The 22,347-nt window shown below is 48.3% G+C and carries 20 protein-coding genes; 18 read left to right on the top strand and 2 right to left on the bottom strand.

Annotation, left to right across the window (positions count from 1 at the left end; all coding sequences use genetic code 11):
• The first annotated feature begins 70 nt into the window (after positions 1–70).
• The 12 genes from ACW9SV_RS10660 (at position 71) to ACW9SV_RS10605 (ending at position 14,721) form a co-directional block, all read left to right on the top strand.
• Positions 71–1,372 (top strand): oligosaccharide flippase family protein, encoded by a 1,302-nt coding sequence (locus ACW9SV_RS10660; RefSeq protein WP_479556746.1) that lies wholly within the window; start codon positions 71–73, stop codon positions 1,370–1,372.
• A gap of 111 nt (positions 1,373–1,483) precedes the next feature.
• A complete protein-coding gene (locus ACW9SV_RS10655; protein ID WP_479556745.1) occupies positions 1,484–2,353 on the top strand; it encodes a glycosyltransferase family 2 protein in 870 nt (289 codons plus the stop codon).
• Between the two features lie 92 nt (positions 2,354–2,445).
• Positions 2,446–3,471 carry a glycosyltransferase family 2 protein gene (locus tag ACW9SV_RS10650; RefSeq protein ID WP_479556744.1) on the top strand — a complete coding sequence of 342 codons (1,026 nt, stop codon included), beginning with the start codon at positions 2,446–2,448 and terminating at the stop codon, positions 3,469–3,471.
• The gene (locus ACW9SV_RS10645; protein ID WP_479556743.1) at positions 3,468–4,778 is read left to right on the top strand and encodes an O-antigen ligase family protein; all 1,311 of its coding nucleotides are present in this window, start codon (positions 3,468–3,470) and stop codon (positions 4,776–4,778) included. Before ACW9SV_RS10650 ends, ACW9SV_RS10645 begins: the two co-directional genes overlap by 4 nt.
• A complete protein-coding gene (locus tag ACW9SV_RS10640; protein WP_479556742.1) occupies positions 4,759–5,880 on the top strand; it encodes a glycosyltransferase family 4 protein in 1,122 nt (373 codons plus the stop codon). Before ACW9SV_RS10645 ends, ACW9SV_RS10640 begins: the two co-directional genes overlap by 20 nt.
• A gap of 77 nt (positions 5,881–5,957) precedes the next feature.
• Positions 5,958–7,073 (top strand): glycosyltransferase family 4 protein, encoded by a 1,116-nt coding sequence (locus ACW9SV_RS10635; RefSeq protein ID WP_479556741.1) that lies wholly within the window; start codon positions 5,958–5,960, stop codon positions 7,071–7,073.
• Positions 7,051–8,328: an O-antigen ligase family protein gene (locus tag ACW9SV_RS10630; RefSeq protein ID WP_479556740.1), complete on the top strand. Its 1,278-nt coding sequence runs from the start codon at positions 7,051–7,053 to the stop codon at positions 8,326–8,328. The genes ACW9SV_RS10635 and ACW9SV_RS10630 overlap by 23 nt, the downstream gene beginning before the upstream one ends.
• Positions 8,329–8,602: 274 nt before the next feature.
• Complete coding sequence (gene hisS, locus ACW9SV_RS10625) at positions 8,603–9,985, top strand: histidine--tRNA ligase (RefSeq protein ID WP_479556739.1); 1,383 nt, start codon at positions 8,603–8,605, stop codon at positions 9,983–9,985.
• Positions 9,985–11,490 carry a histidine ammonia-lyase gene (hutH, locus tag ACW9SV_RS10620; protein WP_479556738.1) on the top strand — a complete coding sequence of 502 codons (1,506 nt, stop codon included), beginning with the start codon at positions 9,985–9,987 and terminating at the stop codon, positions 11,488–11,490. The genes hisS and hutH overlap by 1 nt, the downstream gene beginning before the upstream one ends.
• Before the next feature lie 107 nt (positions 11,491–11,597).
• Positions 11,598–13,142, top strand: a complete 1,545-nt coding sequence (locus tag ACW9SV_RS10615) for a gliding motility-associated C-terminal domain-containing protein (protein WP_479556737.1) — start codon at positions 11,598–11,600, stop codon at positions 13,140–13,142.
• A gap of 201 nt (positions 13,143–13,343) precedes the next feature.
• Positions 13,344–13,679, top strand: a complete 336-nt coding sequence (locus tag ACW9SV_RS10610) for a YbaB/EbfC family nucleoid-associated protein (RefSeq protein ID WP_479556736.1) — start codon at positions 13,344–13,346, stop codon at positions 13,677–13,679.
• The gene (locus tag ACW9SV_RS10605; RefSeq protein WP_479556735.1) at positions 13,669–14,721 is read left to right on the top strand and encodes a glycosyltransferase family 2 protein; all 1,053 of its coding nucleotides are present in this window, start codon (positions 13,669–13,671) and stop codon (positions 14,719–14,721) included. Before ACW9SV_RS10610 ends, ACW9SV_RS10605 begins: the two co-directional genes overlap by 11 nt.
• Here ACW9SV_RS10605 and ACW9SV_RS10600 read toward each other — a convergent pair.
• Positions 14,686–14,904, bottom strand: coding sequence for a PspC domain-containing protein (locus ACW9SV_RS10600; RefSeq protein WP_210464525.1), 219 nt, complete (start codon positions 14,902–14,904; stop codon positions 14,686–14,688). The two genes, ACW9SV_RS10605 and ACW9SV_RS10600, sit on opposite strands and share 36 nt — an antisense overlap.
• 120 nt (positions 14,905–15,024) lie before the next feature.
• Here ACW9SV_RS10600 and ACW9SV_RS10595 point away from each other — a divergent pair, with 120 nt between their 5' ends.
• The 3 genes from ACW9SV_RS10595 to ACW9SV_RS10585 all read left to right on the top strand — a co-directional run bounded on the left by ACW9SV_RS10595 (position 15,025) and on the right by ACW9SV_RS10585 (position 18,464).
• Positions 15,025–16,815 (top strand): tetratricopeptide repeat protein, encoded by a 1,791-nt coding sequence (locus ACW9SV_RS10595; RefSeq protein ID WP_479556734.1) that lies wholly within the window; start codon positions 15,025–15,027, stop codon positions 16,813–16,815.
• 143 nt (positions 16,816–16,958) lie between these two features.
• Complete coding sequence (locus tag ACW9SV_RS10590) at positions 16,959–17,942, top strand: pyruvate dehydrogenase complex E1 component subunit beta (protein ID WP_479556733.1); 984 nt, start codon at positions 16,959–16,961, stop codon at positions 17,940–17,942.
• Positions 17,943–18,044: 102 nt separating this feature from the next.
• Positions 18,045–18,464 carry a hypothetical protein gene (locus ACW9SV_RS10585; RefSeq protein ID WP_479556732.1) on the top strand — a complete coding sequence of 140 codons (420 nt, stop codon included), beginning with the start codon at positions 18,045–18,047 and terminating at the stop codon, positions 18,462–18,464.
• An 86-nt stretch (positions 18,465–18,550) separates the two neighbouring features.
• Here ACW9SV_RS10585 and ACW9SV_RS10580 read toward each other — a convergent pair whose 3' ends face one another.
• Positions 18,551–19,267 carry a class I SAM-dependent methyltransferase gene (locus ACW9SV_RS10580; protein ID WP_479556731.1) on the bottom strand — a complete coding sequence of 239 codons (717 nt, stop codon included), beginning with the start codon at positions 19,265–19,267 and terminating at the stop codon, positions 18,551–18,553.
• 326 nt (positions 19,268–19,593) lie between these two features.
• Between ACW9SV_RS10580 and ACW9SV_RS10575 the strand changes: the two genes are divergently transcribed.
• The 3 genes from ACW9SV_RS10575 to ACW9SV_RS10565 all read left to right on the top strand — a co-directional run bounded on the left by ACW9SV_RS10575 (position 19,594) and on the right by ACW9SV_RS10565 (position 22,315).
• A complete protein-coding gene (locus ACW9SV_RS10575; RefSeq protein WP_479556730.1) occupies positions 19,594–21,102 on the top strand; it encodes an ATP-binding protein in 1,509 nt (502 codons plus the stop codon).
• Positions 21,099–21,806 (top strand): sensor histidine kinase, encoded by a 708-nt coding sequence (locus ACW9SV_RS10570; RefSeq protein ID WP_479556729.1) that lies wholly within the window; start codon positions 21,099–21,101, stop codon positions 21,804–21,806. The genes ACW9SV_RS10575 and ACW9SV_RS10570 overlap by 4 nt, the downstream gene beginning before the upstream one ends.
• A gap of 95 nt (positions 21,807–21,901) precedes the next feature.
• Positions 21,902–22,315, top strand: a complete 414-nt coding sequence (locus ACW9SV_RS10565) for a response regulator (protein WP_479556728.1) — start codon at positions 21,902–21,904, stop codon at positions 22,313–22,315.
• The last annotated feature ends 32 nt before the right edge of the window (positions 22,316–22,347 follow it).

Raw genomic sequence — 22,347 nt, 5'->3', positions numbered from 1 at the left:
ACTTTTTCAAATTCTTGCATTAAATAGCGGCTCTGGGTGAATCGCTTTGATTAGACTTAAAGACCTCCCTTTGATAAAGATACTGGACAGCGGCAAAGACTCTATTGGTGGCAAGATCTTAAAGAATCTGGCCTCCTTGGGTTCTTTGCAGTTACTCAATTTTCTTATCCCATTGGTACTCTCGCCGTATCTGGTGAGGGTGATTGGTCTTGAAAACTTTGGCCGAGTAGCAGTAGCCCAAGCCATCATCACTTATTTCAACATAATCACCGATTACGGGTTCTACATCACTGCCACAAAGGAAATCTCGCAGAACCGAACGAATAAAGAGGTAATTGGCGCCCTGTACAATGAGGTGCTTACCACCAAATTCGTGCTACTGGGTCTCAGCTTTTTGCTGCTGTCGGTACTAGTGATTCTTTTTAGCGGACCGGAGACCAATCCCTTCCTCTATTTTCTTTCGTTTTCATTGGTGATTGGCCAGGCTGCTTTTCCGGTATGGCTTTTCCATGGATTGGAAGACATGAAGTATATCACCATCGTCAACACGGTTTCTAAGGTGTTTTCGGTGATTCTGATTGTGCTGTTAATTACCGAACCCGAGGATTATATCTTCATCAACTTTTTCCTTGGGGTGGGCACCATTTTGGCAGCCGGGGTTAGCTTGCTGTTCATCAAAAGAAAATACGGCTTGGTATTTTATCAGGCCCCTTTCAGCAGGGTTAAGCACCACCTAAGGGAAGGAAAAGACATTTTCATCTCCAATTTCGCGGTGAATCTTTATTCTAATTCTAATATTCTTATCCTGGGGCTTTTTGCCAACGTGCAGGTTGTTGGGTTCTACAGCGTGGCCGAGAAAATCATCAATGCTGTACGGCAGCTGTTGGGCGTATACTTCCAGGCCATTTACCCTTCCATGTGCAACCTGGTGGACAAATCGAAAAAGGAAATCCTGGAGTTCACCCTCCGTCTGCACCTTCCGTTTTCCTTGGGCATTTTGTTTTTGTGCGCTTGTCTCTTCTTTTTTTCTGAGCAACTGACCATCTACTTCTCCGGCACTTCCACCCCGGAAATCATCTATTTGATTCAACTATTAAGCTTTGTTCCTTTTATTGTAGCCCTCAACATACCGTCAAACCAACTGCTGCTCATTTATGACTACAAGGAAAGTTACCGGACTACCCTGCTGTTAGGCTCTTTCCTAAACCTTCTGTTAAACTCGGTTTTGAGTTATCTTTACCAGGCCCAGGGCACTGCTATTGCTGTCATCCTCACGGAAGTCTTCATCACCGGTGGGCTGATCTTTGTGCTAGAAAGAAAGAACCCGGTTTATAGCTTCCTTTTCTTAAAACAGCCCCTAAATGGAATGTAAAACCTGATGGTATTTTGGATAGGCTTTGTACACAAGGAGCGTTTAGCTTCTAATTATAGCCATGCCAAAGTTTAAAACTACCACCAAATCTTACCCGGCTTAAAAACTGAAATGTTGTATTCCAATAAAGAGAACACGGCGGGCGTGGTGGTACTTTACCACCCGGAGGTGGAGGTCCTCACCAACATTGCCTCCTATTTGCTCGAGTTGGCCGTTCTTTATTGCATTGATAATTCAGAAACCAAAAACTTTTCGCTAGTAACTCAATTACAGACAGAGCCCAAGATCCACTACTTCGCAAACCAAGGAAATGAAGGGTTGGCAGCAGCTTTAAACCAAGGGGCTTCACTGGCTATACAAGGTGGGTATCAGTGGTTATTAACCATGGACCAGGACAGCAAAGCCGATGCAAATATGTTGAGTTTGTTACGAAAAGCCCTGCAGGAGAAAGACGATGAGACTATTGGGATTGTGGCTCCCTTCCAACTTGACAAAGACAACCAGCACCAAACCTTGAAGGAAACGGTAGAGCAGGTACCTGCCGTTATGACCTCCGGAAACCTTCTAAGTCTTGCCGCTTTCTCCCAAATAGGGCCTTTCAGAACCGATTTCTTTATTGATTACCTGGATTATGAGTACTGCCTCCGGCTGAGGCTACATGGTTTTAAGATATTACAGGTACAGAAAGCCATTTTATACCACCAAGTAGGAGAAATCACGTTGAATTCTCTTTTAGGAACACAGGTCACCGCCTCCAACCACTCCGCCTTAAGACGTTACTACATCACGCGCAACAGGCTACAGGTAATAAAAATTTACGGCAAGCATTTCCCTGATTTTGCCAAACAAGACACGTTGGACCTGCTCAAGGATGTGGTCAGAATCACCTTCTTTGAGAAAGATAAGTTGAAGAAGCTCCGGTATATGGCGTATGGGCTAAGAGACTACAGAAAGAATAAATTTGGCAAGTTCAGTCCTTGATAGGCTGGAGCAATATTTTCCCCTTTACGACCTGGTTTCATTAACTTGACCCTCTACTTTTGCCTTACTCCTATCCTTCGCGAACAAACCTCATGAACACCCCTTCCGGACAGCCTTGGGTAAGTATCATTGTTTTAAATTACAATGGCTTTGAAGATACAAAGGAGTGCCTGGAGAGCCTTTTCAAGCTGGAGTACTCCTCTTTTTCCATCATTGTAGTAGACAACGCCTCCCCTGATAAGTCACTTGAGAAAATCAGGGAATGGTTGCAGAAGGTTGATCTTTCAAGAGTTGGAGCAGACAAGGTTACTGGTTCCTTTGAAGCCTTCCATCACCAGTGGGAGTTTGAAAAAAATAGGGATTGGCCGGAGGTCTCTAAAGAAAAAGCATTTGTGACCACCCTTCAGGTTGGCGAAAACCGAGGCTTCTCAGGCGGCAACAATGTGGGAATCCAGTACGCGCTCCGTCAGTTCTCCCCAGACTTTCTTTGGCTCCTGAACAATGACACTGTGGTAGCCCCGGATGGTCTACACCAATTAATTCAAAAAGCCTCAGCTGATCTGTCCGCCGGAAGCAAGATTGGAATTTGGGGCTCTAAACTCCTATATTACCATCAACCCGATACGATTCAAGCCATTGGGGGAAAACTAAACCTTACGACTTTCACCACCAGCCACATTGCTGAGGGCGTAAAAGACACTCCCTCCAAAGCTCTGGAAACTCCGACCCCAGACTATGTGGTGGGGGCTTCTCTTTTTGTATCCAGAAAGTTCATTCAGGAAGTTGGTCCCCTGAGCGAAGATTATTTTCTTTACTTCGAAGAACTGGACTGGGCTAAAAGGGGCCAAAAAGCAGGATTTTCCCTTGGTTGTGCTCCTGACAGCAAGGTGTACCACAAAGAAGGTAAGTCCATTGGGTCCAGTTCAGCAGGTAAGCAAAAAAGCGATCTCGCAGACTTTCACGGAATTAGAAGCAAAATCATTTTCTTCAAGAAGTTCTACCCAGAGAAGACTTTCCGACTTTACTCGCTTCTGTTGGCTTCTGCCCTGCTGCGATTTGGTAGGTTTCAGTTTAAAAGAGGCTTGAGGGTACTCCGTTTGATAGGGCGCACACCATGAAAATGACATTCAACCCCAGAATCTCCGCTTCCTATACCCTTCTGGTGTTCTTTATCATTGCGCTTTTGTTTAGCGGTTTTATAAAGAATTTCCTTTCTTTTTCAGCCCTTAGCTTGGGGACAGTGCTGGTGGACTTTTTAGTAGGGGTTCAGTTACTGTACACCTTATTAGCAATTGCCTATTACTATTACTCAGGTAAGAAAATTGACAAAGAATACGTCTTTTTCGCCGCTTTCTGGCTTCTCTTGTTGGTTTTAACCTTAGGCAAGCTCTTCTTCATAGATAACAATCCGGTGCGCGAAAGGGTATTAGGGTTGCGCAATAACCTCTTCTACTGCTTTCCAATCCTCTATATTCCGGTTCTGCTCAAAAAGGAAAAACACGTAGCCAAAAGCATCCATTTTCTTTTGGGGGCGGGCTTCCTCCTGTGCCTGTTTGCAATCTTCCAATACACCTTTGCGGCTAAATTACCCCTCTCCTTTCTGGCCCTCAAAGGGGAAGGCGCTTTCAGTTTCTATGAGCAGGAAATCGTTAGGCCTACTGCTCTATTAGGGAATACCATCATCTTCGCCAGTTTCACCTTGATCCTGTTCTGCCTCGTTTTTACTAAATACACCGCCAAAAGAAAGAAGAGGTACCTGCTCTTTATGGCCCTCATCCTTACGGCCAATATCATGACTTTCACCAGAGCCACCTTGGTTGGTTTTGTGTTGTCTGGGGGCGCTATTCTGGTCTTGTACTACGGCAGGTTTACTTTGCTTTACACCATCAAACTGGCATTTGTCTCCACCTTCCTGCTTTTACTAACCATTCTGCTAGGGTATCACTACAAAGACACATTCTTGGTGAAACGGATGACCGGACGGGAGATGAGCACCATTTCCTCCAATGAGGGACACTTCAGCATGATTGATAACTCCATCCTCTACCTGAAAGAACATTACTTGGCGGGCTCAGGGGTAGGATCACAGGGGCCCAGCGGGGATCCCGAGAAAGTCATCATCACCGATGGGTACTGGTTTCAACTGTTTCTGGAGAACGGATTTCCTTTGGGTTTGCTGTACCTGGCCTTTTACCTTCTCTGCTTTTACTATGTGTTGGAGGCTCTCTTCAGAACCGAGAATGTTCTCCTTAAACAGCTCTGCTTAGCCTTCATTGGTACCACTGTGTACTTTTACGCCGCCTCCTTCATCAACTCGGCCTTCATTGGCCGTGTTAATTTCATCTTATACTGGATTCTGTTTGGCTTAATCATGGCCCAGCGGCTGATCACTAAAAAGATACCCGATGCCCTCGCTAGTCATTGATGCCCGGATGATCCACGCCTCGGGCATTGGAGTCTACCTGAAGAATGTCATTCCGGCGCTCACCTCTTACTTTGAGGTGACGCTTTTAGGGAAAGTAGAGGAGCTGAGACCTTTGCAATTAGTGCCAGAGAAGGCCATCATTCCTCTGGATTCCCCCATTTATTCGATACAAGAGCAGTTAAGCTTATTTGCTAAGATCCCAGCCTGTGACCTTTTCTGGTCGCCTCAGTACAACATTCCCCTTTTGCCCATCAAAGCCAAAAGAAGGGTCGTGACCATCCATGACACCTACCACCTAGCGTATAAACACACCCTTTCCTTAGCGCAAAAGGCGTACGCCACCCTCCTGTTGAACGCCGCGGTAAGGCGCTCAGACAAGGTAGTCACCGTTTCACACTTCTCTGGGCAGGAGATCAGAAAATACACCCACTGCCCCGCAGGGAAGATCGAGGTGGTGTACAACGGAGTAGGCCATCGCCTGTTTAATCCCGATTCTCCTGAAAACGGAGCCAAAACGCTTTGGGAACACCTTCCCTCCCTACCCCAGAAGTACCTGCTGTACGTGGGCAATGTAAAACCGCACAAGAACCTGATCACGCTGCTGAGAGCCTATGCGCAGCTTTCCCCCGAGATCCGAAAACAATATTGCTTGGTGATAGTTGGAAAGAAGGAAGGCTTCATTACCCCTGACACAGAAATTGAGCGATTTCTAAAGCAGGAACCTTCCGTAGCGCCTCATGTCCAGTTCACCGGATTTGTCCTTGATAGCCTTTTGCCATTACTCTATAAATACGCATCTTTGTCAGTTTTCCCGTCTTTGTATGAGGGATTCGGCCTTCCGCCGCTTGAGTCTATGGCGTGTGGTTGCCCGGTTTTGGCCTCTACTTCGGCCAGTATTCCGGAGGTTTGCGGACAGGCGGCTTTGTATTTCAAGGCTCTTGATGTGCAGGACCTCACGAATCAGCTGGAGAAGGTATTACGCAGTGAAGCATTGCAAGGTGATTTGAAGCAAAAAGGCTTCCTGCAGGCAGGGAAATTCTCCTGGGAAACCTCGGGGAGAGAGCACCTGCAATTGTTTAGAGAACTTACAGCGGCGGTATAGCCCAAGTACGCTTTTGAATTATTTTCCTGAAAAGAGAAGCGAACGCAGATAGATCAGAACCAGTCAATTAAAAGTTTGTGAAAGTAGCGATTGTACATGAGTGGTTCGTAGATTATTCTGGGTCTGAAAAGGTGGTAGAGCAGCTACTGACGGTATTCCCGGAGGCTAGCTTGTTCTCGGTGATTGACTTCATGCCTCAACATCTGCAGAAGCACATCTTCCACAAGCCGGTAACCACCACGTTTATCCAAAATCTCCCCTTTGCCCGGAAACATTACCGAAATTATTTTTTCCTGATGCCCCTGGCCATGGAGCAACTGGATGTATCGGGTTTTGATGTGGTTATTTCCAGCAGCCACGCCGTTTCTAAAGGGGTTCTGACCCACGCAAACCAACTCCATATCTGTTATTGCCACTCCCCCGCCCGGTATGCCTGGGATCTGTACCACCAATACCTCAAGGAAACCGGGCTCACCAAAGGACTTAAAGGATTCTTGGCGAAACTGATCCTGCATAATTTCAGAAGCTGGGACTTGGCCACCGTAAACCGGGTTGATTGCTTTGTCGCTAACTCCAACTACATTGCCCGCCGCATAAAGAAGACCTACAACCGGGACTCCACCGTCATTTATCCTCCGGTTGATATTGAGCACTTCACCATTGCGCCGGTAAGGGAGAACTTCTATCTTACCGCCTCCCGGATGGTGCCTTACAAACGGATAGACCTGATTGTGGAAGCCTTCAAAGAGATGCCAGAAAAACAGTTGGTAGTCATTGGCGAGGGCCCCGATTTCCAGAAGATAAAAGCATTTGCCTCACCTAATGTCACCTTGTTGGGGTACCAGCCCTTCGAAGTACTGAAGAATTACATGCAACGGGCCAAGGCGTTTGTTTTTGCCGCCGATGAGGACTTTGGCATCACACCCGTGGAAGTGCAAGCCTGCGGCACCCCGGTCATTGCCTTCGGGAAAGGAGGCGCCTTAGAGACCATTTCTCCGACCTTTGGCACTTTCTTTTACTCCCAGGACAAGGACGCCATCAAAGAGGCAGTACTTAGGTTTGATAGGGTAAATTTCCCGTATGACAAACAAACCATTAGGGCATCTGTAGAAAAATTCAACCAAAAAAGATTTCAGGAAGAGATACGGAAGTTTGTTTTAGAGAAATACGATGAGCTTAAGCAAAGTTTCTAAAGAGAAGAATCGTTTCTGGGAAGAGGCTTACGTGTATTTGATTTACCTCTATTCTGTTTTCCTTCCTTTAAGATTTAGCTTTAAAAACGTTGCCTTATTCCTGCTAATCGGGACCTTTATTTACCAGGCTATAAAAAATAAAAGCTTCCCTACTTCTATCTTCCGAAAACATTCTTACAAAGCTATTCTTACCTATTTGGCCTTTTGTGTGTTTTCATTGCTTTACACCCAGAACCAGAAGGACACTTTACAATTCTTAATATTACAGAGTTCTATTTTTGTTCTTCCTATCCTCTTTTACAAACAACTTTCTGCAAAACAAATCCAAAACGCTTTATTGCTTTTCTCCTTTAGTTGCTTCCTCCTTACGCTTTACGCTTCCGTGCTCACTGGCCGGCAATATATGGCGGAGATGCCGTCAAATACTCAGACCTTTTCTACTTTTGACTGGGTGTTTGTCTCCTATAATTTACCACAAAATATTAAATTTCACGCGCCCTATTACAGCTTGTATATAGGAGTTTGCTTGCTCATCCATTCCTGTTTTCTTTACAACAAGAGGTATTCAGAGGATAAGGCAAGCTACTTCCTTCATCTATTTCTTTGGCTATTTTTCTTTGGCTTTTTAGCTCTCCTTTCCTCCAGAACCGCTTTAGTTTCCACTTTAGCTGTTCTTCTATTAGTTATTGCTTATCTGATGGTTAAGGCAAGAAGGTACTTACTTCTACTTTCAGTGGTGCTCGTCACCGCTGGAGCCAGTATTTTGATCTACCAGAAAGTAACGTATCTGCAGATGAAACTAAAGGAAAGTGCCGGGGTCTCTCAACGAAAGATGATGTGGCTTTCTGCTTTAGACATCATCCAGGAAAACCCAGTTTTAGGTATTGGGACAGGAGATAACAAAGAAGCACTGACAGAAAGCTACAAGAAAAACAATTTCATTGAGGGTACTCAAGAAAGGTTTGATGCCCACAACCAATACATTGCTCTTGGCATTTCAATGGGCATTCCTGGGGTTCTGGTTTTTATGCTTATTTTGTTCTTGTTATTGAAAGAAGGGTATACCCAGAAAAACTTTATCCTCTTTTCCTTTGTAGCCGTTTTTGCTCTTTGTTGTCTTACAGAATCATTGCTTCAACGGAGAGATGGTGTTTTACTTTTTTCTTTCATTGTTTCTTTGTTACTCATCTCAAAAAATGAGCTCCAATCTACTCCTAATAGTAACAGCAGGAAGGCAGAGGAAATACCAAGTTAATTCTTGTAATTACTTCGGCAAAGAGAAACCATACAAGACATTTTTAACCCATTTTTCGAATTACAAAATAATAAAAGCTAACCATGAAGGCTTTCATTTTAACTCAAAGAAGTCATTCTGATTCTCAGAGTAATTTAATCTAAATTCGATAATTTATTTCCTATTTGCTGCCTCTTTTCCAAAACGAAACACAAAACCTACACCTAAGCTACCCTAGGCTCCAAGCTTAATTCATTTTTGAAATTGCTATCTTCGCAGCATTAGCAAGAATAGCATGAGCCAAGACAAACCTTCTATCCCTAAGGGCACCCGCGATTTTGGGCCAGCCACGGTGGTAAAACGCAATTACATTTTCTCCGTCATCAAACGCACCTTTGAGAAGTTCGGGTTTCTCCCCTTGGAAACACCAGCTATGGAAAACCTCTCGGTGCTTACCGGAAAATACGGGGATGAAGGAGACCAATTGATTTTTAAGATTCTCAACTCCGGCGATTTCCTGAGCAAGGTTTCCGGCCAAGACCTGGAGCAAGGCTACAAGCCGCTCACCCGCAAGATTTCTGAAAAGGCTTTGCGGTATGATTTAACGGTGCCTTTTGCCCGCTTTGTGGTGATGAACCGCAACGAGATCGCTTTTCCGTTTAAGCGGTACCAGATCCAGCCGGTTTGGCGCGCCGACCGTCCGCAGCGGGGCCGCTACCGTGAGTTCTACCAGTGCGACGCCGATGTGGTGGGCACCAACTCCCTGCTTTGCGAGGCCGAAATCATTCTCATGATTGATGAGGTTCTAAGCTCCTTAGGCCTGGAAGATTTCACCATCAAATTCAACCACCGGGGATTGTTGGCCGGCATTGCCGAGGCCATTGGGGCTAAAGGACGGGAGGCTGACCTGTGCGTAGCCATTGACAAGCTAGATAAAATCGGGCAGGAGGCCGTCAACCAGGAACTTCGGCAGAAAGGCATTGCCGAAGAGGCGGTGGGTAAACTTCAGCCGATTTTCAACCTAACCGGTGACATTGCCGATCTGCTTCCGCAGTTAGACACCTTGCTGCAAGACTCAGAAGAAGGAAAACGGGGCTTACAGGACATCCGCAGCATGTTGTCGTTCTTGGAGAGTTTTTCCATAAAGAAGGCAAAAGTACAGCTGGATGTGACGTTGGCCCGCGGCCTCTCTTACTACACCGGCTGCATTTTTGAGGTGAAAGTAAACAACGTGCAGATGGGCAGCATCAGCGGCGGCGGCCGTTATGATAACCTAACCGGCATGTTTGGCTTACCAGGTGTATCTGGGGTAGGTTTCTCCTTTGGGGTAGACCGCATCTTTGACGTATTGGAGGAATTGAACCTGTTCCCGCAGGAAAGCCAAACAATTACGCAGTTGCTAATCGTGAATTTTGACGAGGCCTCCATGCGGTACTCCCTACCTGTGCTACAGACCTTGCGGGAAGCGGGTATCTCGGCGGAGTTGTACCCAGAATCAGCCAAACTGAAAAAGCAGATGGCGTACGCCGACCAGAAAAAGATTCCGCATGTACTCCTAATTGGGTCAGAGGAAATCGAGAGCGGTTTGCTGAACCTCCGGAACATGCGGAATGGCCAACAGGAAAAACTTCCCTTGCAGCATATTGTAGAGATCCTTCAACATAATCCCACCGCTTGATGGCCGGACAGCACCTAGTTTCACTGGAACCACTCTCCCTGAGTAATCTAAAGGATATCCTGAAAAGCAGGGCTACCCTGGCGCTTTCAGAGGAAGTGGAAGCCCGGATCAAAGCCAGCCATGCCTACTTGCACCAGCATTTGGCCTCTTCGCCAAACCCGGTGTATGGCATCAACACTGGGTTTGGGGCGCTGTGTAACACCAGCATCTCTTCTGAGAACCTGGAGACGTTGCAACGAAACCTGGTGATGTCGCATGCGTGTGGCACCGGGGAAGAGGTTCCTGCCGAGGTGGTGAAACTGATGCTGTTCTTAAAGGTACAGTCGTTGGGATACGGGTACAGTGGTGTGCAACTGAGCACGGTGCAGCGGTTAATGGCTTTCTTTAACCGCGAGGTGTACCCAGTCGTGTACCAACAAGGCTCTTTGGGGGCAAGCGGCGACTTGGCTCCCTTGGCCCATTTATGTTTGCCCTTGATTGGCTTAGGAGAAGTACGTTTCCAAGAATTTAAGCTGAAAGGCCACGAGATTCTGGATATCTTCAGCTGGGACCCGGTCAGGCTACAGGCCAAGGAAGGGCTGGCGCTGCTGAACGGCACCCAGATGATGACTGCTTACGGGGCATTGATTTGCCTGCGGGCACGCCAAGTATCGGCGGCAGCCGAGGTTCTAGCAGCTCTCTCCCTGGATGTTTTTGATGGGCTTAGCGCTCCGTTCTTCCCCCAGATTCACCGGGTAAGGCCCCACGGAGGACAAGTGAGAACGGCAGCCCGCATCCTTCATCTGCTGGGAGGCAGTGAGCTACAGCAGAAAGAGAAACTTCAGGTACAGGACCCCTACTCTTTCCGGTGTGTGCCACAGGTGCACGGTGCAAGCCTTGACGCACTTGAATACGCTGAAAAAGCCATTACTACTGAGGTAAACTCGGTTACCGACAACCCCAACATTTTCCCTGAGGAAGAACTGATTCTTTCGGGCGGCAATTTCCACGGGCAGCCTCTGGCCTTGGCTCTGGATTTCCTGAGCATCGCTTTGGCAGAATGGGGCAGCATCTCAGAACGCCGTACGTTCCAACTGCTTTCGGGGCAACGTGGCTTGCCGCAGTTCCTCATCCAGGAACCGGGTTTGAATTCTGGGCTCATGATTCCGCAATACACCGCCGCCTCCATCGTTAGCCAGAATAAGCAACTGTGCACCCCCGCCAGCGTAGATTCCATTGTTTCCTCTAACGGGCAGGAAGACCACGTGAGCATGGGGGCCAATGCCGCCACCAAAGCCTACAAGGTGGTGGAGAATGTGGAGCGGATTTTGGCCATAGAGTTGATGGCAGCCGTGCAGGCCCTGGAGTTCCGGCGCCCGCTTCGTACCTCAGCGGCGTTGGAAAGGTTAGTGGAAGCTTACCGGGCTCAGGTTGCCCCGTTGGACCAGGACCGCGTTTTGCAGCCAGATATAGAGAAAAGCATCAAATTTATCCAGGACTTTCCTTTTGAGGAGTTGATGACGTGAGAAACAGGTTTGCACTTCTGCTGTTTTGGTTAGGGGTTACTATCAATGGCTGGGCCCAACAGGCCCCTTGCTTTCTCGCTTTTAAGCAGTCGTCGCCTAACCAACCTGTGGAAACCTTCTGCGTTGGGGAAACCATCATCTTCAAGGATAACTCCGGCAGGCCCAACGTTACCGAGTTTTATGACTTCGATGATCGGGATGGAGTTAACCCAGACCAATTACCTACCCATGTTTTCAATACTCCGGGAACCTACAGGGTTACTCAACTAACCGGGGTGGGCAACCTTTGTCCCCGTACGTTTGTGGTAAAAGCCGCCGCCCCGCCTTCGGCGCCGGTCATACAGAAAATAACTCTTCAAGGGACAACGATCCAGCTTCAGCTGCAAACCTCAGGGGTAAATGACCTGGTAGTGGAAAGTGCTTCTTCCCCTTCGGGCACCTTTACTGCATTGGAAAACTTAACCAATGTACCGGCGGGTTCAAGTCAGCATACCATCAACACGAACCTGGCCTCGGGTTGCTTTAGGGTACGAGTGACCAACATCTGCTCAGGCCAGGAAGATATTGTCTCCAACACGGTTTGCTCCCAAAACCTGACAGTGTCTGCAGGAGACCGGCAGAATGTACTCACCTGGAGTAACAACCCAAGTCCGGGTACCGTCACCGGGTACCAACTGCTGAGAGGCGGACAACTCTACCAAACGCTGTCTGCCTCCCAAACCTCCTTTACTGATGTGCAGGTTGCTTGCGGCCGTCGGTACACTTATCAATTAGTCGCTTTATTACAAAATGGAATTGAGAGCGCCTCTGTACCGGTGGAAGTTGAAACGAGAGGCACGACACCACCAGCGGCTCCTTTTCTGGTTGCCAGCTTTGACCTACAGAACAGAGTTACGTTAGAGACGATAGTTCCACCGCAGGAAACCTTTCTGGAGCAGACCCTCTACAAAAGCCAGAACGGAGGCAATTACAGCTCGATTTTAGAAAAACAGCCCAAAAGCACTTTGGATGCTGCCTCCGCAGGAAACCTTTCTGTTCCGGTTTGCTACCAAGCCGTTTACACAGATTCCTGTAATCTTACCTCACCTAGAAGCAACACTGCGTGTCCTACCATTTTAACGGCAGTTTTGCAACCAAACGGAGGCGTCCAACTCACCTGGAGCCCGTACGAAGGTTTTCCCCAAGGGGTGGGAACTCAGACCCTGCAATTGCTGGATGAACAAGGAAACGTGTACTGGAGCACCCAGGTCAGCGGTCAAAACTATCTGGATGCCCAACCCCAAACCCGGTACCAGCGACTGACATATAGGCTACTCTCAAACGCCCAAAATGAGCCGTACCAAAGTTTTTCCTACAGCTTTTCCATAGACCAGGGATTTCAATTCACTTTCCCAACGGCCTTTACCCCCAACAATGACGGTTTGAACGATGTATTCCGGCCCGTGGGTGCACCCTTCGCCTCCTCCTTCATCCTACAAGTCTTGAACCGGTGGGGCCAGATTGTTTTTGAAAGCAAAGACCCCAAAGCCGGTTGGAACGGTACGCACGGCGGCAAGCCCTCCCCTCCTGAAACCTACATCTTCCGGATGGAGGCCGTGGATGTAAATGGCAAAAAGATCACGCAAAAAGGAACCGTCACCTTGATTCGGTAATGGGTTTAAGCCTGTTTTCCGGAAAACACCACCAAAGCAGGGACTCTGTTTCCTTCCAATTTCAGCAGCTTGCCGGTGGGTACAGGACCAGGCAACAACATTAAAGTAAATCCTTTACTTTTGGACCCGGAAACAACAGCAGCCTGGTATCTTCTGCCGTTGTTTCCCCGTTAAGCTGATAAACTATAAAAAGAGAAAGTTATGTTTGACATGTTCGGGATGATGAATAAGGTGAAGGAGATGCAGGCCAAAATGAAAGAGGCCCAGGATAATCTCAAGCACATACAGGTATCTGCCGAGGCCGGAGCCGGCATGGTGAAAGCAACCGCCAGCGGTGACCGCCGGTTACTGAAAGTGGAGTTTGACGAATCGCTCATGAACCCCAATGACAAAGAAATGCTAGCAGACCTGGTGGTGGCTGCCGTGAACAAAGCCTTGGACGAAGCCGGAGAACGCGCCAAAGAGGAAATTAAAAAGAATACCGAAGGCATGCTTCCCAACATCCCTGGTTTAGATCTGAGCAACTTTGGCTTATAATTCCCCTACAGTGGCGGTGGTCATCCTCAACTGGAACGGCCGCCGTTGGTTAGAGCAGTTTTTACCTTCGGTCCTGCAATACAGTACCGGGGCCGATGTAGTGGTGGCTGACAACGCCTCCACCGATGACTCCCTTCCCTTTCTTCAGCAGCAGTATCCGCAGGTAAGAACCATCTGCTTGTCTGAAAACTATGGATTTTGCGAAGGGTACAACCAGGCTCTGCGGCAGGTGGAAGCCACCTATTACGTGCTCCTTAACTCAGACGTGGAGGTGACTTCCAATTGGCTAAACCCTTTGGTAGAGTTATTGGAAAACAACCCCAAAATCGCCGCTTGCCAACCTAAAATTAAATCCTTTCACCAACGCACCCATTTTGAACATGCAGGAGCGGCCGGAGGTTTCTTAGATGCCCACGGGTATCCTTTCTGCCGGGGCAGGGTATTTGACACCCTAGAAGAAGACCAAGGCCAGTACGATGATGTGGTTCCGGTATTCTGGGCCACCGGGGCCTGCCTCTTTATCAAGGCAAACGCTTACTGGGAAGTCGGTGGACTGGAAAAGGAATTCTTCGCCCACATGGAAGAAATTGACTTGTGTTGGCGGTTGCAGAACCTGGGCTACCACATTTATTATCAAGGACACAGCACCGTGTACCACGTGGGTGGTGGCACCTTGCCCAAAGCCAACCCCAAGAAAACCTTGCTCAACTTCAGGAACGGGGCTGCCCTTCTTTATAAAAATTTGGCCGATCAGGAGTTAAATAAAATTTTGTACACCCGCTTAGTTTTAGACGGAGTAGCTGCCACGCAGTTTTTCCTGAAAGGCGAATTAAAAGAGGTGCAAGCCATTTGGAAAGCCCACCGTCAATTCTTTGCCTTGAAGCCTTATTTAGACACCAGAAGGGAAGAGATCAAAATCAAGAAGCCCACGTCCCAGTTAACGGGCTGGAGTCAACAAAGTGTGGTTTGGCAGTATTTTGTGAAAGGGAAAAAGAAGTTCTCCTCTTTAGACATCCCAAACGGTGCTCCGCTCCCGGCGTAGGTGTTTGCGCACATTAAGCCAGAAAGCCATGATCAAGTACACCAACACAGGTGACCCGAACGTTAGGAAAGAAAGGTAGATAAAGTACAAACGAATGCTGCTGGTCGCGAAACCTAACTTTTCCCCTACTTTGGTGCAGACCCCAAAGGCTTGGCTTTCCAGGAAATACTGAATATTTTTCATGGTTTGAAAAGTTAAAGACCTAAGATAAATAAATATACAATTTCTACCGTAACTTTCCCATTGAAAAGGCTCCATTTGAGTCTGGTAACGTTTCTATACGTTTGTTGTTGTTGTTAAGATATGCCTTTATTGCCTCCCCGCTCCCTTTCCGCTTCTGGTTTCCTGCTTGCCCTCTCCCTTCTTTCTGGCTGTACCCTTTCTAAAATGGCTAAAAAGGCCGAGAAAGGCCAAACCATTACCGCCCAACCAGAGACCTTGATGGTACGCGGAAACCAGGTACCCGTAGAAGTACAAGCCCAGTTGCCTAAAAATCTGCTTCGGGACAAGTACCGCTACGGCATCAGGGTGTATTACAAGGCAGAAAAAGGCGTGGAAGAGCATGTAGGTTCTTTGGGCTTTGATTTCGGAAACTACAATTTTGTGGAAGGCAAACCCACCATGGGAAGCTCCTTTTCATTTCCCTACACTCCTTCCAAGATAAGAGGGCAGCTAATGGCCCAGGGAGTAGTCACAGATCCTAAAGGACGTAGGAAGTACACCAAGAGCAAGGTGCTGGCGCAAGGCATTATTACCACGCCGCAACTGATCCAGACCATGCATGCCCCGGCCTATGTTGAGGAAAACTTCAAAAATGAGGCTCCGGGTCCTTTGCGTTTCCCTATTTACTTTGACCAGGGACTGGCCACATTGCGTCACGGGTACGGCACCAACCTGCAGTTACTGGAGGATTTCATCAAATCAAACCAGAAAACCCAAAAAATAGAGATTCTGGCCATGCATTCCCCGGACCAGATGGAAACCACCACCCGTAACCTGGCTACCAGGAGAGCAGTGGCGGTGGAACGGTTCATTAAGCAGAAGATTGAAACCGAGGTCTACAACAACACCGTGGCAGCCATTGATTTTGACACGCGTACCCTCCAGAAAAACTGGGATGCCTTCATTGCCCGGGTACAGAACTCAGCCCTTCCGCAGGAGCAAAAACAGCAGATCCTAGACGTGGTGAACGGTCCGGGTTCTTATGATGAGAAGGAAACCCAACTGCAGTCCCTTCCCTCCTATGATTACCTGGAAATGTACGTGTACCCGGTGTTGCGTTACGCCGAAGTCACCATTGACTACCAGCCTAACCTCAGACGCGACTACGAGATTTACCTGCTGGCCAAAAAGATTGTAGAGAACCGGGCCAACGCCGATGCTCTTACTGCTGAGGAAATGCAGTATGCGGCTAACCTCACTCCTCTGCTGGCTGAGAAAAAGCGCATCTATGAATCTGCCGTGGAAACGTACATGAACTGGCAGTCTTTGAATAACCTGGGCATGGTGTATTTTGAACAGGCCCAAAAGGAACTTAGACCGAAGGTGAAGCAGAAATTACTGGAAAGCGCTATCCTAAACCTTCGGTACGCGGCCCACCGCAAGCCAGAGGCGCAGCAGTTTTATAATTTGGCTGTAGCCCACCACCAGCATGGCGACGTCTTGGAGGCCCTGCAAAGCTATGATTACGCCATCAGGCAAGGAGGCTCGTTGCCCATCCTGCAGCAGGTTTTCTCGGACAAAGCAGCCCTGGAGTTAAGCGTAGGCCAGTACGATGATGCCGTGCGCAGCCTCTCCTTTGCCGGTAAAGGGTATGCCGCCCAATTTAACTTGACGCTCCTTTATTTCTTAAAGGAAAACTACGAAGGAGCTGCAGAGTTGGCCCAGAAGCTACTGGCTGAATATCCGCAGGATGCCAACTCCCATTACCTGATGGCCGTGATTGCCGCCCGAAGTCAGAAAGAAAACCTCATGGCCCAACACCTGCAGCAAGCGGTTAAAATTAAACCAACTCTGGCGGGCAAGGCCATTGACGACCTTGAATTCAAACAATACCAGAAAGGGGCAGCTTTTGCCAAGGCCTTGAAACAGTAGAGCCTCGTTTACCGCCCTCTTCCTGAAAACCGAACCCAAAACAGAAACCAAATTCATTGATTTTCCCTTAAGGCAGATGCGTTTTTTTATTTGTGCCGCATGTCTTAATTTTACCCCTTAGATAGACGAAGAAAAATCTTACTATGCGAACCATACAATTCAGAGAGGCATTGCGTGAGGCAATGAGCGAAGAAATGCGCCGCGACCCAAAGGTGTTCCTGATGGGCGAGGAAGTTGCCGAGTACAATGGTGCTTACAAAGTGAGCCAGGGCATGCTGGACGAGTTTGGGCCAGAGCGCGTGATTGACACGCCTATTGCCGAGCTGGGCTTTGCCGGTATTGGAGTAGGTGCCGCCATGAACGGTCTTCGGCCTATCATTGAGTTCATGACGTTCAACTTCTCATTGGTAGCCATTGACCAGGTGATTAACTCCGCCGCTAAAATTATGTCTATGTCTGGCGGGCAATACTCTGCCCCAATGGTGTTCAGAGGACCAACCGGTAACGCCGGCATGTTGTCTTCCCAGCACTCTCAGAACTTTGAGAATTGGTATGCCAACACCCCAGGTTTGAAAGTGGTAGTTCCTTCTAACCCTTATGATGCCAAAGGTCTGTTGAAGTCGGCCATCCGTGACAACGACCCGGTGATCTTCATGGAGTCTGAGCTTATGTACGGAGACAAAGGCGAAGTGCCAGAAGAAGAATACCTGATCCCGATTGGAGTTGCCGACACCAAGCGCCAAGGCAAAGACGTGACCATCGTGTCTTTCGGTAAGATGGTGAAACTAGCGCTTCAGGCCGCTGAAGAGTTAGCCAAAGAGGGCGTAGACGCTGAGGTAATTGACCTGCGCTCAGTACGTCCTATTGACTATAAAGCCATTATTGAATCTGTGAAGCGTACCAACCGCTTGGTGGTGGTAGAAGAAGCATGGCCATTGGCCTCCATTTCCTCTGAGATCGCTTTCCACGTGCAGCACAACGCTTTTGATTACCTGGATGCCCCGGTGAAGCGCGTGACCGCCCGTGACGTTCCGTTGCCGTACGCCCCTACCTTGATTGAGGCTTCTTTGCCAAACGTGAAGCGTATTATCCAAGCCGTGAAAGACGTAACTTACGCAAAAGCGTAGTCTGCCTACAATAAACCACAGGAGCCGACCTTTATAGCAATGGTCGGCTCTTGCTTTTACAGGCATTTCACGCTTGTTTTCTTAAAAGAGCCCTTAAACAGGATGATCCAAAATTATTTAAAAGCCTCTATCGCCGCTGCCTTTGTGTGCTTGGTTAGCTTGGCTTCTTGTAACGAAACATCTGAGTTACAGGAGGTGGTGTTACCCGTTCCGGCCGAGGAAACGGCTGGTTTCCCCCGGGTTCCGGTGAAAGTAGACACCACGCTTAACCTTAGAGTACTTTACCGCCCTGATAACGGCTGCGGACGTTTCTCCCGGGTAGATTCCGTTAAATCAGGCTTAAGGACCGACATTACCATTTACGCTGCCTACCCCGCAGAAGACCAAGAAGCCGTCTGCGCCGATATCTCTAAACTGGTAACATTCTCCTTTAGGTACAGGCCTACCGCCCCGGGCATCCACCGGTTCCGTTTCTGGCAAGCTGACAATTCTTACCTGCTTGACTCAATAGAGGTAAGATAGAAAGTAAAAGATAACACCAAGGCCCCGTTTATCCGCTGTTTTATTATAAAGGGCGGGTAAACGGGGCCTTGGTGTTTTACCTAAGGTTAGGTTAACGTAAGCCGGGCGATGTAATGGTCATCCTCTTCCTGTAAAAGCAATTCGGCATGGAAGCCCGCTTCCTCTGCGTACTGCTGCAGGAGATCGAAATCAATGAAAAGCCAGGGGAAGGGATCAGTCCTCTCTTCGCCAAACTCCATCATGTAAGTTAGTTCTCCGTAATAGGCGCCATTCAGGTCCAACAGCACAGACCCGTCTTCCTCTTCGTAGAGGTAGAGAATGTCTGAGGACTCAAGCAGGATTTGTCCGCCGGGCGCCAACCAATTTTTACAGGTAGCCAGGAAAACAGGCAGGTTCTCCAGGGTACCCGCCAAGCCTACGCCGTTCATGAGCAGCAGAAGCGTATCATGGGGCTTAGGATCCAGGGTAAAGAAATCCCCCACCAGAATGTTTTCCACGCCCCGGGCTTTCTGAACCTGGGCAGCTCTTTCCGATATTTCCAAGGCAGTTACCTTTAATCCTTTCTCCTGAATGGCCAAGGCATGTGAACCAGCCCCCGCCCCGATGTCCAGCACGCGGCCCCGCGCTTCCTGCAAGGCAAACTGCTCACGCTCGGGCATCTCTGAAAAGGAGCGGAAAAGGTAAGCGGCGGGCAGTTCATCGGCTTCCATCTGGTCTGAGTACACCATGATAGTGGCGTCTTTGTTTCCTTCCCAAAAAGCTTGGATGGCCCCACCCATGGGATCTGGTTTTTCTTTCAACATGAGGTCTTTCGTAAAACCCAAAAGTACGCAATATGGGGCAGGCAGAGGTACCCTCCCGGGTTAAAACCTTTATTCAAAAAATTCTCAGAATTAGATTACAACGTGCATTAATCGCCACTCATCGAAAACAGGCGGGTTAGCAATATGATTTTAAGAATTTTAAGTCCGTCTTTGTTTTTTGGCGGCTTCTAATGGCCAATTCAAGATCTAATAGTAATTTTAAGACTGACCGTAACCGGAACCCTCTTATATTTAGGAAATCACCGCATTTGCGTCTCGCAAAGGAAGTGCAGACACCCCAGTCCTCCTTCTGGAGAGGAAAACCTATGAAATTAATCACGACCATCTATACAGTTATTGGCGTCATCCTGGCCATGTTCTGTATTGTAACCTTGGGCTATTTACAGCAAACCCGGAAGGTAAAAAAGAGCATAGAGGATGTACTGTACACCTCCAGCGTCATCAGGGAGGGCGAACGAGCCCAGAAACTGATTCTGGATATGGAAACCGGTCTGCGGGGTTACCTGCTGACGGGGCAACAACCTTTCCTAGAACCCTACTATGAAGGACAGGAAAAATTTGCCGCCAGCATCTCCCACCTGGATTCCCTTACCGAGGAGTACCCCGAGCAGAACCGGTTGGTTCACCAAATCAAGGCAGATGCCCAATCCTGGCTCACCACCTTTGCCGTTCCGTTGCTAAAAAGCAAGGAACAGGAAAAAACCAGCCCTGCCCATAAAGCACATTATGATTCTCTCTTTAACTCCACCGCCCAGCAAGGCACCGGTAAACGCATCATGGACAAGGCCCGCCAACGCTTTGAACTGATTAAAAAAGAGGAAGAACAGATAAAAGAAACCAGAGTGGAGGAAATGAACACTTCGCTCCTGCGGACAAACGAGATTGCCGTTGGCTTAACGCTTTTAGCTATTCTGGCGGGTGGGTTTATGGCCTTTATTTTGGGAAGTACCATCAAAAAGCGTTTCCGGCGCATGAATGACCTGGCCAACAGCATTGCCCAAGGAGATTACAGTGTTTCTCTGGTAGACAAACGGAACGATGAGATCAGCAGCCTTACGCAGTCACTGAACCAGATGGCGGGCAAACTGCAAACCAGTTTCAACCACCTCACCAAGATGAACAATGAGCTGGACCAATTTGCCTATGTGGTTTCCCATGACCTGAAAGCTCCCCTCAGGGCCATCAACAACCTGGCCGAGTGGATTGCGGAAGACTTGCAGACAGATGACCCAGACATTATCAAGAACCTATCCATCCTGCGCGGCCGGGTGCACCGAATGGAAAACTTGATTAACGGGATTCTGGCCTACTCCAGGGTAGGAAGACAAACCTTGCCTTCTACCAATTTCTCTGTGAAAGAGGTTCTAAAAGAAACGCTAGACAACCTGGCTCCCCCGGCTACCTTTAGCATCCGGACGCTGACGCCCCTCCCTACTTTAACCGGAGAGCGCACCCTATTCTACCAGGTTCTGTCAAACCTGCTCAGTAACGCCATCAAGTACCATCACACCCAGAACGGCAGCATAGAAATCAGGGCCAAAGAGCTACCCGACTTTTACCAGTTTGAGGTGAAAGACGATGGACCCGGCATCCCTAAAGAATACCAGACCAAAGTTTTCGGCATCTTCCAGACCATGGAGGCCCGTGATGTAAAGGAAAGTACCGGCGTAGGGCTTTCTATTGTGAAGAAGATTGTAGAAGAAAAGGGCGGCCAGATCTGGATAGAATCAGAGAAAGGAAAAGGAACCTCTTTCCTGTTCACCTGGCCAAAAGCCCCGATTAATACCCCCACTTCAAACCCCATAGACTCATGACGCCCGCGAAACCTACCTGTGAACAGCAACTGGATGAACTCAGAAAGGAATACGAGGAATTCGCTTACATCGTGTCCCATGACCTGAAAGCCCCTTTGCGGGCCATCAACAACCTCTCTGCCTGGATTGGGGAAGACTTAGCCGATAGCCTAACCCCTGATGTCCGGAACAACCTCCAATTGCTGCAGAACCGGGCCGAACGGATGGAACGCATGATCACCGGGCTCTTAGACTTCTCCAGGGTACCACGGTATGACCTGGAAGTGCGGGAGATAAACCTAAAAGAACTAGTAGAGCAAGTAGCAGCCCAGGTGGGGCAAAAGCACCCAATGGTGCTTCATGCTTCTTCCCTTCCTACGTTCAGAACATATGCCAAAAAACTGGAACAGGTGTTCTACCATTTACTCCAAAACGCCGCAACCTTTAATGACCAGGAAACCCGTGAAATCTGGGTGGAAACGGAAGAACAGGAGGAGGTGTATCAGTTTAAGGTGAAAGACAACGGCATCGGGATTTCAGAGGATGCGCAGGGAAAAGTATTCAAGATGTTTTACTCGGTGCAAGCCAAAGACCACCATGAAGGTCTTGGCGTGGGTCTTGCCCTTGCCCGCAAGATTGTCCGGTTTGTAGGCGGTACCATTTGGGTGCAATCGGTGCTGGGGCAAGGATCAGAATTTATCTTTACCTGGCCCAAAGCCGTTTAAGCAGGCTAATTGGCAACAGCAATTTATTGAAGACTATCAAAGGAGCAACCTCTGTCCTCTTAACGGGCGCCTGGTTCTCCCACTAAAAAGACAACATGGAAGAGAAAGAAGTAAACATTCTACTGGTTGAAGATGACGAGGTAGATATCATGAATGTGCAGCGGGCATTTAAAAAGAACAACATCACCAATCCGCTCCACATTGCCCATAACGGCTTAGAAGCCCTTGAAATGCTCCGGTCGGGGTCCATACCCATGCCTCCCATTATTATCCTGGACATTAACATGCCCAAAATGAACGGCATTGAATTCTTGCAGGAAATCCGGAAAGACCCTTCCCTAACCCGCATCAGTGTCTTTGTGATGACCACCTCCAACGAAGACAGTGATAAAATTAACGCCTACAACCTCAACGTAGCAGGCTACATTCTCAAGCCTTTATCGTTTGAGAAGTTCCTAACCTCTGTTGCTACACTAAACAGATATTGGAAATTATGTGAACGTCCCTAAGCAGAGTGCAAGAAATTGTGTATTTTTAAAGC

Source organism: Rufibacter sp. JT20002 (assembly GCF_056491185.1).
This window is presented reverse-complemented; position numbering and strand designations above follow the sequence as displayed.